14 protein-coding genes, 1 tRNA gene and 1 pseudogene are annotated in these 16,687 nt (G+C 50.1%); 11 read left to right on the plus strand and 5 right to left on the minus strand.

Going from position 1 to position 16,687, the window contains the following annotated elements; all coding sequences use genetic code 11:
* Positions 1-6: 6 nt before the first annotated feature.
* Entirely contained in the window at positions 7-1,668 is a 1,662-nt protein-coding gene (nagZ, locus tag H583_RS0123185) for a beta-N-acetylhexosaminidase (protein WP_028562562.1), read from the plus strand.
* On the opposite strand, the gene H583_RS0123190 is transcribed toward nagZ, so the two are convergent.
* Both H583_RS0123190 and H583_RS0123195 read right to left on the minus strand, forming a co-directional pair.
* Positions 1,665-2,480 (minus strand): undecaprenyl-diphosphate phosphatase, encoded by an 816-nt coding sequence (locus H583_RS0123190; RefSeq protein WP_028562563.1) that lies wholly within the window; start codon positions 2,478-2,480, stop codon positions 1,665-1,667. The genes nagZ and H583_RS0123190 overlap by 4 nt on opposite strands.
* An 18-nt stretch (positions 2,481-2,498) precedes the next feature.
* Positions 2,499-3,254 (minus strand): DUF1836 domain-containing protein, encoded by a 756-nt coding sequence (locus H583_RS0123195; protein ID WP_028562564.1) that lies wholly within the window; start codon positions 3,252-3,254, stop codon positions 2,499-2,501.
* A gap of 393 nt (positions 3,255-3,647) precedes the next feature.
* Between H583_RS0123195 and H583_RS0123200 the strand changes: the two genes are divergently transcribed.
* The 9 genes and pseudogenes from H583_RS0123200 (at position 3,648) to H583_RS0123240 (ending at position 14,036) form a co-directional block, all read left to right on the plus strand.
* Positions 3,648-4,964, plus strand: coding sequence for a hemolysin family protein (locus tag H583_RS0123200; protein WP_028562565.1), 1,317 nt, complete (start codon positions 3,648-3,650; stop codon positions 4,962-4,964).
* A 194-nt stretch (positions 4,965-5,158) separates the two neighbouring features.
* Positions 5,159-6,778 (plus strand): ABC transporter substrate-binding protein, encoded by a 1,620-nt coding sequence (locus H583_RS0123205; protein WP_036710537.1) that lies wholly within the window; start codon positions 5,159-5,161, stop codon positions 6,776-6,778.
* The gene (locus H583_RS0123210; protein WP_036710540.1) at positions 6,775-7,782 is read left to right on the plus strand and encodes an ABC transporter permease; all 1,008 of its coding nucleotides are present in this window, start codon (positions 6,775-6,777) and stop codon (positions 7,780-7,782) included. Before H583_RS0123205 ends, H583_RS0123210 begins: the two co-directional genes overlap by 4 nt.
* A gap of 7 nt (positions 7,783-7,789) precedes the next feature.
* A complete protein-coding gene (locus H583_RS0123215; protein ID WP_028562568.1) occupies positions 7,790-8,635 on the plus strand; it encodes an ABC transporter permease in 846 nt (281 codons plus the stop codon).
* A gap of 135 nt (positions 8,636-8,770) precedes the next feature.
* On the plus strand, positions 8,771-9,697 hold the full coding sequence (locus H583_RS0123220) for an ATP-binding cassette domain-containing protein (RefSeq protein WP_028562569.1): 927 nt from the start codon (positions 8,771-8,773) through the stop codon (positions 9,695-9,697).
* A complete protein-coding gene (locus H583_RS0123225; RefSeq protein ID WP_028562570.1) occupies positions 9,687-10,424 on the plus strand; it encodes an ABC transporter ATP-binding protein in 738 nt (245 codons plus the stop codon). Before H583_RS0123220 ends, H583_RS0123225 begins: the two co-directional genes overlap by 11 nt.
* An 84-nt stretch (positions 10,425-10,508) precedes the next feature.
* Positions 10,509-11,372: pseudogene (locus tag H583_RS33995) on the plus strand (MATE family efflux transporter); the annotation flags it as partial.
* Between the two features lie 693 nt (positions 11,373-12,065).
* On the plus strand, positions 12,066-12,755 hold the full coding sequence (locus H583_RS0123235) for a FadR/GntR family transcriptional regulator (RefSeq protein WP_028562571.1): 690 nt from the start codon (positions 12,066-12,068) through the stop codon (positions 12,753-12,755).
* A 48-nt stretch (positions 12,756-12,803) separates the two neighbouring features.
* Entirely contained in the window at positions 12,804-14,036 is a 1,233-nt protein-coding gene (locus tag H583_RS0123240; RefSeq protein ID WP_028562572.1) for a CynX/NimT family MFS transporter, read from the plus strand.
* 111 nt (positions 14,037-14,147) lie between these two features.
* Here the strand turns inward: H583_RS0123240 and H583_RS0123245 are convergent, their stop codons facing one another.
* The 3 genes from H583_RS0123245 to H583_RS0123255 all read right to left on the minus strand — a co-directional run bounded on the left by H583_RS0123245 (position 14,148) and on the right by H583_RS0123255 (position 16,050).
* Positions 14,148-14,696: a hypothetical protein gene (locus H583_RS0123245; RefSeq protein ID WP_028562573.1), complete on the minus strand. Its 549-nt coding sequence runs from the start codon at positions 14,694-14,696 to the stop codon at positions 14,148-14,150.
* Between the two features lie 28 nt (positions 14,697-14,724).
* Entirely contained in the window at positions 14,725-15,606 is an 882-nt protein-coding gene (locus H583_RS34000; protein ID WP_036710543.1) for a DUF2167 domain-containing protein, read from the minus strand.
* Between the two features lie 360 nt (positions 15,607-15,966).
* Positions 15,967-16,050 (minus strand) — tRNA-Leu (locus H583_RS0123255).
* 190 nt (positions 16,051-16,240) lie between these two features.
* Here H583_RS0123255 and H583_RS0123260 point away from each other — a divergent pair.
* Positions 16,241-16,468 (plus strand): hypothetical protein, encoded by a 228-nt coding sequence (locus H583_RS0123260; RefSeq protein ID WP_028562574.1) that lies wholly within the window; start codon positions 16,241-16,243, stop codon positions 16,466-16,468.
* The last annotated feature ends 219 nt before the right edge of the window (positions 16,469-16,687 follow it).

Here is a 16,687-nt window from a genome sequence, read left to right on the forward strand (position 1 = left end):
GAGGAATTGCAATTGTCACAGTGGACGTTGGACGAGAAAATTGGACAGCTTTTTATTTGCGGTTTTAAAGGGTTGATTCCGGATGAGGGCATTAAAGCATTAATGGATGAATTCCATATCGGGGGCATCGTATACTTCAGAAGAAATGTAGAGTCGGTTAGCCAGATCAGAGAGCTGTCGGCAAGCTTGCAGGCTTCGCCGCGCAATCACCCGGATATTCCGCTGTTTATCTCCATCGATCAGGAGGGCGGCATGGTGTCCCGTCTGGATCATGATGGCATCAGCCGCATTCCCGGCAATATGACGCTCGGAGCAGTGAATGACCCGGAGCTGACCTGCGAAATAGCGGTTCTGTCTGCTCAGGAGATGCTTGCACTAGGAATGAACCTGAATTTCGCCCCTTGTATTGATGTGAACAATAATCCGGGAAATCCGGTAATTGGTGTCCGTTCATTCGGAGAGGACCCGGAAAAGGTGTCCGTGCATGGCGCCGCTGCAATCCGCGGGTATCAGACAACAGGTGTATGCGCCACAGCCAAACATTTCCCGGGTCATGGCGACACGGCAGTCGATTCCCATCACGGCTTGGCTGCGGTGCCGCATGACCGGAAACGTCTTGAGCAGGTCGAACTGCTTCCATTCCGCCGGGCTATCGAGGCCGGAGTCGATGCCATTATGACGGCGCATGTGATCTTTCCGGCGTTCGAGCCGGATGCCATCCCGGCAACACTGTCACGCCGTGTGCTGACAGACCTGCTGCGCGATGAACTGGGCTATGAGGGTCTTATTATTACGGATTGCCTGGAGATGCATGCAATTGCCAAGCAGTGCGGTATTGCCGAAGGCGCAGTACGCGCCATTGAGGCTGGAGCAGACATTGTCCTGGTCAGCCACACGCTGCCGGAGCAGATTGGCGCAATTGAAGCCGTTCGTGAGGCGGTGCGAAGCGGGCGTATAAGCGAGGAACGGATTGACCAGTCGCTGGAGCGGATTTTGTCCCTGAAAGCGAAACGGCTTGCTATTGCCGAGAGTGCGTCTCAGGTTGCTACTGCGGTCGAGCCAGCTGATAGCGGCGTGCTGACACCGCCAGAGGCCAGCAGCAGTCTGCTGGGCCGCGCTGCGGAGCAAAGTGTCACCCTCGTCTGTGACACTGGCAATCTGCCGCTGGACAGCGCTCAGCCGGTGCTGGTAATCTGGCCGGAACTGCGGCGCAAGACGGAAGTTGATGAGCCATCGGTTCATAAGTATACGCTGGGGGATGCGCTGCAGGCTGCCGGGTATGATGTTGCTGTGTGCATAATCGGTACAGAGCCGGAAGAAGCGGAAATCCACGAGGTTATGAATCAGAGTACACGCTATAACCAAATTGTAGTGGTAACTTATACGGCGGAAGGGTCAATTCCGGAGGGTCAGCGTGGTCTTGTCAAGGCGTTGAACCGGGTGAAGGAATCCCGGGTTATCGTCGTATCCACCCGTAATCCGTATGATATCGCGGCATTTCCTGAGGTTGGCACTTATCTGTGCCTCTATGAGAACCGCCAGTTTTCACTGGATGCGCTGGCAAAGGTGCTGGATGGCAGCAATAGCCCGCAAGGCATCCTCCCGGTCAGTCTCGGATCGGAATACCCTGCGGGCTATCGAAAGCCGCAGCTTGATGATCTAAATTAAGTCAGAAAAATAAGTACAAGGGCTCCGGCTGCGAAGCAGTACCAGGAGAAGTATTTCAGATTGCCGCGCTCCATGACCCCCATGAACCACCGGAGTGCGAAGTAGGTCGCGACAAAGGAGAAGATGAACGCGAGCGTGTAAGGAAGCGCATGGGTTGCCAAATCCGGGTCGCGTACAAGATGCTTCGTCTCGAGAATCATCCCGCCTACACTGATCGGGATGTACATGAGAAAGGAAAACCGCAAAGCGGTTGACTGCTTAAGGCCAAGGCCAAGCGCAGCTACAATGGTAGAGCCGGAACGGCTGATGCCCGGAATGAGGGCAATGGCCTGGGCGAGACCAATGAGCAGCGCGTCCTTGGCTTTTAGCTGTGAGTCACTCTTGCGGCCCCGCATATTGCGGATCAGCCAAAGGGCGACCCCTGTGATCAGCAGGGTTACCCCTACAGTCGTCATGCCCTTGAATGTCTCGGATATCACATCATTGAACAGAAAGCCGACGATGCCTGCGGGAATCGTGGCAAGGACCAGATAAATAATGAACATAAAATCAGAGCGGGCTGCTTCTTCGCGGCGGATCAGGTAAGCCCATCCGTTAATGCACAGACGGATAATATCCTGGCGGTAAATAATCAGGACCGCCAGCAGCGATGCGAAATTGACCAGTACCTCGAAGGACAGTCCTTCAATATGTAAGCCGAATAAATTTTGGGCAATAATCAGATGCCCGCTGGAGGAGACCGGGATCGGCTCCGTCAGACCTTGAAACAAACCTAACAGCGCATACTTCACATTCAACCAAAATTGTTCCATGTAGCGTACAACACCTCACTAATGTAATTGATGCAGAAAAACCATTCCATTGACGTACCGCCGGGCAAGCGCATGGAAGCTTGACGTATGTACGGATATAATCGCAACATGGAGGGCGCTTTGCAGCGCCTTTTGCTGCTGCTCCGTCAAACTGCTGTGCATGGCGGCGTTCTCATAAGCAATCTCGTCAATCAGCTTATCCCATCTGGCGATCGGATCGCCCTGCTCCCCGGATACCGCTTTGATGCGGGAATCCAATTCCTCGAACAAGGAAGCATAGGCGGCATAAAACTCCAGTGGCTCAACCATCCCCGCAGCCCGCTCGGAATGTTCCCTGAAAATAATGCCGAAATATTTCCGTATCGATTCATAATCAAGCGTGGATCGCAAATCCTCAATAATAAAGAACAGTGCAATCTGCTGCAAAGAGTACCTTTTTCCCTCTGAAGGCTGTCCGATAAATGACTTGAAGTCTCTTTTTACCCAATTTTGAACAGAAGTAACTGAAAATTGGGTATACTCAATATGAGCCCCCAATGAAACGATGTCATGCAGGGAAAATGCGGGATTAACCCCGGATTTAATCATGCGTTCCATGACAGGCGAGAGGGATGTGGCGATAAAGGCATTCATCGATTCGCCCTGTTCCATTTCACGCTGGTGGCGGATCCGCCAGCTGTTCTGAACAATGCTGAGCGGCGAGATTTGCGATGACCGGCTTAATGCGTACAGCAGACAGGCCATTTCTTTACGGGTCAGGGTCAAGGTTTCCATGCCAAGTCACCTCGTTTATGTCTTGAAATATAAGAAGCGGATCGGCTTTGCAGGCAATATGCGCTTGTAAGCCTCAGGGTTTTTTCCGGATGTCTGCCACAGATGGAATAAGGCTTGTCTAAGGGCAAGCAGCAGGAAGATGGACTAATTCCAAATCAGGGAACCGTCTTTTGTTAATGATAAATTGGGATGCGCCCGGTGTCAAAGCCTTAAATGGAAGAGCGGACCGTATTTCATCCCGAAACAAATGAAAATCAGACCATTTCAGGTGAATTTCCCTTAATTGGCGGTTTGAGTGTAAAACTTATCCAATATATAATAAGGTTCATGAAACAGGTTCATATGAACCTGAAACGACAATAATTTCATTTGCCTACAAGAAGGAAGGATGACATGCTTCTCAATTTATTTTTAGTGGCGATATTAATCATTTTGACTGCATTCTTTGTTGCGACGGAATTCGCAATTATCCGCATTCGTCCCAGCCGGGTGGATCAGATGGTGGTTGAGGGGAAGAAAAATGCACTGGCAGTTCAACGGGTCACCACCAATCTGGACGGTTATCTATCTGCCTGTCAGCTCGGGATTACGATTACGGCTCTTGCGCTCGGCTGGCTGGGTGAGCCGACAGTTGAGAGCCTGCTGCGTCCCTTGTTCGAGCGGATTCAGATTGGCGAGAACCTGACGCACATTCTCTCATTCGGTATTGCATTTTTCCTGATGACGTATCTGCACGTTGTGCTTGGCGAGCTCGCTCCCAAGACACTGGCGATTCAGAAGGCGGAGCAGATCTCCGTTCTGTGCGCACCGCTGATCATTGTCTTCCATAAAATCATGTATCCGTTCATTTGGATGCTGAATGGCTCGGCGAATAAGCTTATCCGTCTGTTCGGCATGAAGCCGGCCAGCGAACATGAGGAAGCACACTCTGAAGAAGAAATCCGGATCATCCTGTCCGAAAGCTATCAGAGCGGCAAAATCAACAAGACGGAATTCGGTTATGTAAACCGGATCTTCAACTTTGATGAGCTGCTTGCGAGGGAAATTATGATTCCCCGCACCGACATGATGTGCTTGTACGCCAACAAGTCGCTGGAGGAAAATATTACGATCATCAAAAGAGAACAGTATACCCGCTTCCCCGTTGCAATGGAGAACAAGGACAACATTGTCGGGATGATTAATACAAAGCAGTTCTTTCTCAGCTATGACAACCAGAAGGATTTTGACCTGAAGAAGCTGCTGCGCCCCGTTCTTACCGTATCCGAGGTGATGCCGGTGAAGTTGCTGCTGAAGCGGATGCAGCAGGAGAATGTACATATTGCGCTGTTAATGGACGAATATGGCGGTACTTCAGGGATGATTACAATTGAAGATATCCTGGAGGAGATTGTCGGGGAAATCCGTGATGAATTCGACCAGGATGAGAAGCGGGAAATTGAGCAGCTTGACGAGAACCACTACCTTGTGGAAGGTGTTGCGCTCATCGACGAAATTAACGAGCTGCTGGATATTAACCTGGAGCATGAGGATGTAGACTCCATCGGGGGCTGGATCTATGCACAGCAGCCTGATCTGGAAAAAAATGTGGAGTGGCATTTTGAGAATTTGACCTTCATTGTGCGGGAACGTGATAAGCGCCGTATCCGAAAGATCGAAATTATTAAACAGGACCATCATGATCAAATGGAGACGGTTGAAAACAGTTGATTCCGATGATTTTACATGTTAGAATTTATGACATATAAAAATTATCGCCAACAACATCTTTGATCAAAGAGACACTACAAGGGGCGAAGCCGGCGTAGTGTCTCTTTTTTTATGGGCAAAAAAGCCAATCACAGGTTAATTGACTGCATGAAGGCGATGCTGCCCTCTATACTTTTTAAGTGAGGGGAAAAAAGATGACAAGAGCAGTGTTTGATGTCCAAAAATACGCCGTATTACTTCTCATTTGTCTTGTTGCCGCAGGCTGCTCAAGTACCGCTGACAAGCCCTCTCCAACGGGGGAAAACATGGCAGAGGTGAAGAATTCCCTTGTGCTCGCTGTTGGCCCGGAGCCTGAAGAAGGCTTTGATCCGACAGCCGGATGGGGCCGCTATGGTTCACCGCTATTCCAGAGCACGCTGCTCAAACGGAACAATGAACTTGCGATTACGGGTGATTTAGCGCTTGGTTATGAGGTGTCAGCGGACGGAAAGCACTGGACGGTCAAGCTGCGGGAGGATGCCCGCTTCTCGGACGGAGAAGCCGTGACCGCAGAAGACGTCAAATTTACATTTGAAACGGCAGCCGGAGGGGGCTCGGTCATCGATTTGACCAATATGGCTTCTGTATCGGCACCCGACAAGTTTACGGTGGAATTTGAACTGAAGGAGCCTCAGTCCACCTTCGTCTCTCAGCTGGTTGCAACGGGTATTGTGCCGCAGCACGCCTATTCAGCGGGCTATGCAAACAAGCCGGTCGGCTCTGGCCCATATGTTCTGGTCCAGTGGGATAAAGGGCAGCAGGTGATTGCCGAGGCGAATCCCTACTATTACGGGGACAAACCCCGTTTTAAAAAGCTTGCTTTGTTGTTCTTGAGTGAGGATGCTGCTTTTGCCGCGGCAAAAGCAGGAGAGGTCGATATCGCCTATATTCCCGCAACCTTCAGTACACAGCAGGTTCCAGGCATGAGGCTGGAGACGGCGCGGACAGTGGATAACCGGGGCATTGCTTTTCCTTATGTGAAGGCGGGAGAGCAGACAGCAGAAGGCTACCCGGTCGGAAATGATGTGACAGCCGACATTGCCATCCGCAAAGCGATTAATATTGCGGTAGACCGCAAAGCGCTGGTGGAGGGGGTGCTGGAGGGGCACGGAACACCCGCTTATACAATTGTGGACGGGCTGCCCTGGTGGAATGAGTCTTCAAGATTTGCAGACGGCAATCTGGAAGATGCCCGCGCAATACTCGGACAAGGCGGGTGGTCGGATCAGGATGGTGACGGCATCGTAGAGAAGGACGGGCTGAGCGCTTCGTTTCATCTGCTCTATCCGGCTAATGATGTGATCCGCCAGTCGTTGGCAATTGCTGTGGCAGACCGGGTCAAATCCATTGGCATTGAGATCATTGTAGAGGGAAAAAGCTGGAGCGACATCGACCGGCTGAAGCATGCACATGCGGTCGTATGGGGGTGGGGCAGCCAGGACCCGATGGAAATGTACAATGTATACAGCAGCAAGTATAGAGGCGCAGGCTATTATAATACGAATTATTACAGTAATGCTGCTGTGGATGAATGGATGGACAAGGCGCTTCGTGCCGGGAGCGAGCAGGAAGCGGCCGGGTACTGGAAGAAAGCGCAATGGGACGGCAAGACAGGACTCAGCATGGCTGGAGATGCCCCATGGGCCTGGCTCGTCAATATCGACCATCTGTATTTGGTGAAGGAGCAGCTCCATATCGGCAAGCAGCGGATTCATCCTCACGGCCATGGCTGGCCGGTGACGGATAATATCGAAGAGTGGGACTGGATGCCATGATACGCAGCCTGCTCAAATTTCTGCTGGGAAAGATGCTGCGGCTTGTTGTACTTCTTGCAGCGATCAGTATTCTCTCGTTCATGATGGTCAAGATGGCACCAATTGATCCGGTGCAGGCTTATGTCGGGGCGGACCTGCTGAAGGTGAGCGAGGCACAGCGTGAACAAATCGCCGCCTATTGGGGACTGGATCAGCCTCCGCTTGCACAGTTCCTGACCTGGGGGAGTGCTGTCTTGAAGGGAAACTTGGGCACCTCCATGACATTCAGGCAGCCGGTGACGGATGTCATTGCCGAGCGGTTCCTAAGCTCGCTTGCGCTTATGGTCAGCGCCTGGGCGTTGTCTGGCCTGATCGGCTTCGCGGCAGGGGCGGCTGCCGCAATGAACCGCAATACATGGGTGGACCGCATGATCCATTGGTATTGCTATACGCTAGCAGCAACCCCTGCATTCTGGCTCGGCTTGCTGCTAATTATGGTCTTCTCCGTCTGGCTGGGCTGGTTTCCGCTTGGGCTGGGTGTTCCGGCAGGGATGGCGGCAGACCAGGTGACGCTGGGCGACCGGATCTATCATATGTTTTTGCCGGCGCTCGTGTTAAGCGTGACTGGTATCGCCACAATTGCACTGCATACGAGACAAAAGCTCGCGGAGGTGCTGGACAGCGATTATATTATATTTGCCAGAGCGAGAGGGGAGCGGGGATTTGGACTGTTTTGGCGTCATGGCCTGCGCAATATTGCACTGCCTGCGCTGACCCTTCAGTTCGCTTCCTTTAGCGAGCTGTTCGGGGGAGCTGTACTGGCGGAGCAGGTATTTGCCTATCCGGGTCTCGGACAGGCAACGGTACAGGCCGGACTGCGCGGTGATGTGCCGCTGCTGCTCGGGATTGTGTTGTTCAGCACCTGCTTTGTATTTGCGGGAAATATGATCGCGGATCTTCTCTATACGATTATTGATCCGAGAATCCGATCCAGGGACGGGGGCGATCCGCTTGAAGCCGGATAATCTTGCTATGCCGGACACAGCTTCAGGGGGGAAGTGGCTGAACCGCCGCCAGCGTGCGGTGATTGCGGCAATAGCCTCGGCCATGGTGCTGTTCGCGGTTCTGGGGTTTGGGCTGGCACTTCCAGGGAGCGGGCTGGATGCCCGGCTTGAAATCAGAAACCAGCCGCCCTCATTATCACACCTGTTCGGAACGGACTGGCTGGGCAGGGATATGCTGACCCGGACATTAAAGGGCTTGACACTCAGCATCTTTGTCGGCCTTGCAGCAGCTGCCAGCAGTGTACTCATTGCTGCCATAATGGGTCTTGCCGCTGCAATGGGAGGAAGATATATGGACCACATTATTGGATGGATCACGGACTTATTTCTCAGTGTTCCGCACCTGGTAACGCTGATCCTGATCTCCTTTATTCTGGGCGGTGGCGTAAAAGGGGTATTGATTGGCATTGCGGTGACGCATTGGCCTGCAATGGCACGGATGATTCGTGCCGAGCTGCTGCAGCTCAGAGAGACGGATTATGTCCGGTTATCCAGCCGGCTTGGCCGGTCGCGCTGGTGGATTGCCACCCGGCATCTGCTTCCTCATCTGCTGCCGCACTTGTTGACAGGAATGTTGCTTATTTTTCCTCATGCCATTTTGCACGAAGCCTCGATTACATTTTTGGGCTTGGGGCTGTCGCCTCATCAGCCTGCAATCGGCATTATTTTATCCGAATCAATGCGCTATTTGTCAACAGGCCTGTGGTGGCTGGCCTTTTTCCCGGGAGCTGCTCTGCTGCTTATTGTCCGTTCATTCGACCGGGTGTCGGAGTATATCCGCCTGCTCATTCATCCGGCATCTGCACAGGAATGAATTACAGTGTGCGGCGGGTTTGTGAAATAGGTGCTGCAGTGTTGGGCGGATAAGTTTCACTAAAGAAACGGAACCCGGATAGCCCATTACACTTATATAGAATTGAGGAAGGTTCTTGTACAAGGGGGAGCAGTCATGACGGTACTGGAAATCCGAAATTTATCGGTGTTTTTCTCACGATATTACAATTGGTTCCGCAAGCGTACAGAAGCTTGCCTGAACGGACTTGAGCTGTCTGTGGGTGCCGGCCAGCTGGTTGCAGTCATCGGGTCCAGCGGCTCGGGCAAAAGCCTGCTCGCTCATGCTGTGATGGGTATTTTGCCTCGTAATGCCGGCTGGAGCGGGCAAATGCTGTATAAGGGGGAATTGCTGACCCCGCAGCTTCAGCAAAGACTGCGGGGCAGGGAGCTTGCTCTTGTGCCGCAATCTGTCAGCTATTTGAACCCGCTCATGCAGGTTGGCAAGCAGGTCCGAATGTCTGGCGGAGGTGTGCGAAGCCGGACGGAACTCAGATCGATGTTCCGGCGCTATGGATTGGAGAGTCAGGTGGAGAGGATGTATCCGTTCCAGTTGTCAGGAGGAATGATGAGACGTGTGCTGGTATCGACGGCAACACTCGGTGGTGCCGAACTGATCATTGCCGATGAGCCGACGAGCGGCCTGCATGCGGAACTGGCCCAGGAGACCGTGATGCGGTTTCGCGAGCTGGCAGATGAAGGGAGTGCAGTGCTGCTGATCACGCATGATCTGGAGTCGGTGCTCCCTTACGCGGATGCGATTGCGGTATTGTATGGCGGGACGAGCATAGAAGTGGCTCCTGCGCATTATTTTTCCGGGGACGGCACCATGCTCAGACATCCGTATAGCCGTGCATTGTGGACGGCTTTGCCGCGTAATGAGTTCACTCCGCCGAAAGGCAAGCCTCTTGTCCGACCGGCAAGAAGCGCGGCGGGCTGTCCATATCGGGAATATTGTGAGTCCGCAAGCGAGGCCTGCCGCTCAGGGCAAATCCCGGTGCGCCGAGTAAACGAGGGGTGGGTGAGGTGCATCGATGCGACTTGAAGCACAGCAGTTGGGCTATAGGCTGGCAAAAGATAATTGGCTGTTCCGCAACATTGATTTGACGCTGGAACCGGGGCAAATAACAGGCTTAATGGGTCCAAGCGGAGCAGGCAAGTCGACAATTGCCCGGATTTTAGCGGGATTTATCCAGCCTGCCGAAGGGAGTGCCGTTCTGAAGAAAGCGCTTCAGCACGAAAACAGGGAGCGTTCCTCTGCCATAGGAGGGGCTGTCACGGATAAGCAGGGATGGAAGCGCAGGCGAACTGACGGCTCAATAGTCCGGAAGCCGGGTGGGAATACTGTCCCGTACCCCGTTCAGCTTATCTTTCAGCATCCGGAGCAGGCGGTCAATCCGAAATGGAAGCTCCAGCGAATTGTGGAGGAGGGGGCGAAGCCTGATCAGGAGCTGCTTTCTCTGCTCGGCATTGATCCGGGTTGGCTGGATCGGTATCCGCGCGAGTTGTCCGGGGGTGAATTGCAGCGCTGCTGTCTGGCAAGAGCCCTGGCTTGCAAGCCGAGTTTTCTCATAGCCGATGAGATGACTTCCATGCTTGATGCGATTACACAGGCGCAAATCTGGCATGCAGTCCTTGGCATTGCGCAGCAGCAGGGCATGGGACTACTGGTAATCAGTCATGACCAGCCGCTTATCAGGCGTTTGTGTGACCGTGTGATTTATCCATGGGAAACGGCTAACGAAAATAAAAAGGTTACGGTTAGAGGTTAAGGCAAGTAAATGTGCGAATATTGAATTGAATCCTAAAAGATGCCCTTTCGGAAGGATGGCAGGTGTTGGCCCTTGTTATCCGCAGACGGCAATCCGAATCTGGCGATGTATTCGCTTATTGTAACGGCTGTGCTGAACGTTGCGTTTAACTACTTGTTTTTATTTGAGCTGGATTTTGGAGTTAAAGGCTCGGCATGGGGACTGATTTGTGCGGCTGCAGTTGGCGCATCTATTTTGTTTCTGCATTTTTTTCGTAAAGAGAGTACGCTTAGATTCCGGAAGTTTTCATTTTCGTGGGATCTGCTGAAAAATACGTTCATCATTGGTTTTCCCAGCTTTATTGCGGAAGTCGGCATTGCAGTTTTTACAACTGGTTATAACATTGCGATGGTCAAATGGGCGGGGACTGCCGGCGTATCCGCCTTCTCAATATTGAACTATCTCCATAGTGTTATTTTGATGGCATTCCTGGGGATGGGATCAGCAATTCAGCCGCTGATCAGCTTTTATCGTGGAGCAAAGCTTAGAACCAGGGAAAAGGAAACCATACGAATTGCGGTTAAGACAGCAGTCGGAATTGGTTTTGGGGTTCTGCTGATCGGCTTCTTCGGCGCGAATCTGATGGTGTCTGTATTTGGGAACTTTGCCGAAGAAGTAAGGCAGCTTGCGGTAGACGGTATTCGCCTGTTCTTTATAGCTTATCTATTTATGGGTGTGAACTTTGTTATGATGACCTATTTTCAGGCTACTGAACAGGTGAAAATGGCAATCTGGATCACAATTGCCCGGGAAATTTTGCTGATGGTGGCGATATTGCTCGTATTGCCTCATTTTATCGGAGTTAATGGAATCTGGCTGGCGATTCCGATTTCCGAAGCGATCGTCGTGCTGACCATTTATTTATATTTGAGAAAGCGGAGCAGGGCGGCTGCGCCGGTTAGCCTGTAAAATTAATAAACAAAGCCAGCCGTCTGTGAACTGAACGGCTGGCTTTTGCTTTATTCAGGCAGCTGGCTTGTAATGAACGCGCTAATAATTAGCGTCTCCGCGATCCGCGTGTGTTCTTGCCTCTAAGGCCTACTGGTCCGCAGCATACATCTTTATAGGAAACCGGGTAGTAATGTTTTGGAACAGGAACAATGTGATGTTGGTTGATAACTTCAATTGGATGGACAATTGGCTGGGCTTGCGGGTGGAACGTATTGTTGTATACTTGTGTTGGGGCTGTTACGATAGGGCTTAATTGGTTAGGGCCAGTTCCAGCAGGACCAACTTGGTTACAAGGGTTGTGATGGTGATGGTGATGATGACCATAAGACATTCACTTCAACACCTTTCCGAAGTTTTAGTTACGATGTCAGTATACGCACAGGGGCTAAAAAAGCCTGTACATTAGCCTGTGTGCATTTGTAATTCCGCATTTGTCTCCTAATGGCTAAATATCACGCCACTTCGTGTGCAGGGGTCGGGTGCTGTTCAGGAGCATGCAAATAATAAACCCGATATAGCCTCCTCAGGGAGGTTTTTTTGATGGCTTTTCCGCTCATATTGAAATTAATTCGCCTTTACAAGCAAAAATAGTTATGTTAGATTAACCGATATACCAATCATCCTACGTTTGAAGAAAGGGGTGTCAGTCTTATGACAATTAAGAAGACCAGCCGCTCCACATTAGTGGAACAGGTAACGGAACAGATCGAGCAAATGATTGAAAGCGGACAGTGGAAAGTAGGGGAGAAGATCCCGCCTGAACCCGAGCTTATGGAGCAATTTGCTGTCAGTCGAAATACACTGCGGGAAGCGATTCGCTCGCTGGTACATGCCGGAATGCTGGAAACCAGACAAGGAATCGGGACCACAATAAAATCGGATACGAATTTGGGATTGGCTTTGGAGAAAAAAATTCAAAAGAGCAGGCTTGTGGATACGCTTGAAGTGCGGCTGGCACTGGAACGGGAGGCGGCCCAACTGGCAGCCGAGAGAAGGACAGCTGAAGACCTGGAGCATCTTAGGGCTTGTCTGGAGCGCTGCAAAACGGCAAGTGAGGGTGAGGATACTCTCCACTTTGCCGATATGGATGTTGCCTTTCATAAAGCAGTTGTCCGGGCCACACATAATCCGATGTTTATTGAACTCTATGAGCATATTACCGATTCCCTGCACAAGAGCATCTGCGATATTATGAGCCTGAACCCGGCATGCTTTGGAAAAGAGATCCATGATGATCTTTTTGAAGCCATTGGGAAGGGTGATCCGCAATTGGCAGTAGAAAGTGTAAACAACTATTTAAAACAAGTCAAAGCTTCAATGCTTCCGATTATTGAGCAATAAATGGGTGGATTCATCCATCGTGAACAAGACCAGCAGGAGGATAACTTCATGAGCACGTCGAATCAAGACCGTTCCCAACCAAAGTCAAATTTCCAGGGGCGTACCCTGACTCCATGGCTATTATTGACGGGAATCATTTTCATTGCTGCCACTATGCGCGCGCCGTTAACTTCAGTAGGACCGTTAATTGGCCTTATTCGTGAAACTATGCATATTTCTAATACCTTGGCAGGGCTGATTACGACCTTACCGTTGTTTGCCTTTGCTATTTTCTCGCCATTTGTGCCCGCGCTGGGCAGAAAGTACGGGATCGAGCAGGTCATGTTCGCATCCATTATTCTGCTCACCACAGGCATTGTCATCCGTTCACTATCAGGCGCAATAGGCCTTTTCGCGGGGACAGCTATTTTAGGGCTTGCGATCGCAGTTAGCAATGTGCTGCTGCCCGGTCTGATCAAGCGTGAATTTCCGCATAAACTGGGTATGATGACGGGGATCTACTCGATTTCAATGAATCTGTGCGGAGCAATCGCCTCCGGGATTAGTGTGCCGATGGCAGTCGGACTCGGCATGGGGTGGAGCGGTGCATTAGCCGTTTGGGGAATTATGAGTCTGATTGCAGTCCTGTTATGGCTGCCGCAGGTGAAACGCCGTGAGAATCGTACTTCCGCTACGGTCCATGCGGCCAGAGATAAAGTGAATTTGTGGCGTTCGCCATTAGCCTGGCAGGTGACGTTTTTCATGGGACTGCAATCAACGCTCTTCTATGTTACGGCAGCCTGGCTACCGGATATCTTGGCCGAACAGGGTATTTCTGCAGATCAATCCGGTTGGCTGCTTTCCATTTTGCAATTGGCGCTGCTCCCTTTAACGTTCATTGTTCCGATTATCGCCGGACGTATGTCCAGTCAGCGCCCCTTGGTTGTTCTGTCATTTTTATTTGTTGTAAGTGCTATTTTGGGTCTGTTGTATGGAAGTGCCGGTGCTATTGTGATATGGATCATTTTGCTTGGTATTGGCATTGGCTTTGCATTCGGGCTGGCGCTAATGTTCTTCGGATTGCGGACCCGGAATGCCCAGGAAGCAGCAGAACTTTCCGGAATGGCACAATCCTGTGGTTACTTGCTCGCCGGGACCGGTCCGGTCCTGTTCGGATTTTTGCATGATGTGACGCATAGCTGGTCTACTCCGCTATATGTGCTGCTTGGCGCGGCTATTCTGCTCCTCATATTTGGTCTTGGAGCATCGCGCAACCGGTATGTGGGGGAGAATCCCAATTAAAGTTTTTTAAAGCGATACAACAGCCATGAAAGGCAAACGAGTGCTCCGAAGCTTGGGGCACTCGTTTTGTTATTGAACCTTTTGAAGAAAATCGGCTTAACCAGACCAGGTTTATACCCAGAACTCAAGCTGTTGTCTTTTGTTATTGGCATACTGGATCACCTGTGCACAGCGCTTCTGGCCGATCTTTTCGGTGATAAAGTGGATCACTTCCAGGCTGCCTTCACAGTCGACCGGGATTACGATCTCTTGATTGATATCATGAATGATAATGTGTCCGCCTCCAAATTTGGAGACAGACACAGCCAGAACGTCTTTAAAATCTATTTTTACGACTTTGCTCCGGAGTCTGACAGTGATAGACTCATCATTGACTATGGTCTCAGTGGAAGAGATGGACGCCCACATCATGCCGGACAGCAATCCGGCAATGACGCATATTCCGCCAATATTTGTTTTGAGCTCTGTGCTTTCTATAAACAAAAGGGCTAGAGCAAAAATGGCGAAAAGCGAAAGGGTGGTAAATTTCGCTGCCTGTCGGACAATTTTTTGATTTTTGCCTGCGGTAATGACCAATTCCCCATATTCATTTCGTTTTGCTGGTCGAAGGGCATACAAACCAATTTTTCTATTTATAAATCTGGCTAATCCCCAATTCATTTCTTAACCCCCCGTATTTGAGTGTTTATCAAGAAGCAGATGACTGATCATCGGTACCTGTGGGAATGGCGGATTCCTTTTTTCTGGTCAGCATTTTCTTGATAAGTGCAAAAATGCCACCTACAGCTGCTATGACGATGAAGATAAATTTTTTGCCGAATGCGGCTATCAAACCGATGAGCCCTGCTTTTTTGGCAACTGCCAGCCCTGCGCCTCCGAGCACAAGTGCGCTAAGTCCATACTCAGACACTTTATCTGTTCCTTCAATGAAATCTACATATCGTTTTCCTTCATTGACTTGAAGCTTGGGCATTATTTTAGTATCGAGCGTAACCCGGTTGGCTTCCCGCTCAGCAGGATCAGAGACCAGAATGGCGGAAATATAGCCTTCCCTCGTTAACAAGCGTTCATGATAGTTAACAAGGGGTTCCTTAGCTTCATTCTCAAACATCATGGACCAGGTCAAGTTATGCGTCTTGTCGTCATAGAAAGGCTCCACGTCCCACCCGGCTACATAAAGGCGGCTTTCTGGTTCAAGCTCTTTGTTTGCTTCTTCCGATCCGTCCTTGTAGCTTTTCAAAATGGCATTGGCATCGATCTTTTTTTTCTCGTCATCATAAATATGACCGGATTCCTCGTATTCGAAGTACACGACCCAATTTTGATTCTCATCAAGCGGATGAATGCTTCCGATCTCCTTGCCGGATGGTTTGAAGTTCCAATCTCTTTGCAGTTTTATCGTGTCGGCCCCATCAAGGAATGTAAACTCTTCGTTCAGGTCCACAGTTGCCATACTTCCCAAAGATATCTTTTTCCCGCCTTCAATCCAGTTGTAATTATTCTCCGCAGATACAGAAGACCCCCATAATAAAATTAGGGTTAGAACTAATCCAATCGATCTTTTCATCATGTCTATACTCCTTTTTAGCTGGTGTTCGGTGCCTTTCATTCATTGCTTTCCACATTTTTCAATCAAATGGATTTCATTGGATTTAAACACAATAATATTTCGGCGGGTGAAAAGGTTTTTTGAAGTGGATATTTGTGGACATTTTGTGAACGCGGCAAACGGGATAGTCTAAATGAAGTGAAATATAGAGGCTTTCCTGAGGCACTCGTTGGGGGATAACCAGTCGTATTTGAACAACAACAATTTAGGAAGCGATGGTCACGATATTTTTCTAGAGGAGCGTATCCGGCTTTTCTTGCAAAATAAAAAGCCCGTACTCTGCTATATAAGCAAAATACGGGCTTTGAATACAATTTAGGATGCGGTCGAGAGGACTCGAACCTCCACGTCATTGCTGACACTAGAACCTGAATCTAGCGCGTCTGCCAATTCCGCCACGACCGCATGTTGTTTTCAACAGAAAATAATATATCACGATTCGGGGGGATTGGTCAAGCACTGTTGTGGAATATTTTTCAGGGAATGATTTTACCATCTATGTTAGGGGAGCTTATCAAATCTGTTTTCCTGGGCATCAATTAAAGCCAGCTTGTAGTTGAGCTTTTCCAGCGTTTTCATCAAAAGAGAAATTTGTATGATGCAATCGATGATTCATTATCCGTTTGAGTACGCAAATGAGCAAGAAGTCGCTGATCAAGTGTATGCTGCTGCCTCCGATACTTCAAACAGACTGCGTTACCTTGCGGGACCGGATGTGGAAGAGATGGCAAAGCTGAGATGGACCGCGTCAGAGGAGCAGTATCTTTCAACGATGCGAGGGCTGTTGGGTCACACTGAATGGTGCCGGAACAAGAAAGCCTAAGATGGGAAAAAGGAAACTTATTAACAATCAGATCCCCTCACATCTACCAGTTTGAATGGCATTCCGCATGAGCTGAACGGAATGCTGATGGATGGAGGGGGATTTTTATAAAGGGAATTTTGCAATGAATTGAACAATTGCATAAAGAAAGAGCAAATCTGAGCAATGGCATTTGACCCAAAGCGTGTTAGTCTGAATGTATGGAAGCATACTTTGCAA

It is taken from the genome of Paenibacillus pinihumi DSM 23905 = JCM 16419 (assembly GCF_000422505.1).
Taxonomy (GTDB): Bacteria; Bacillota; Bacilli; order Paenibacillales; family Paenibacillaceae; genus Paenibacillus_D; species Paenibacillus_D pinihumi.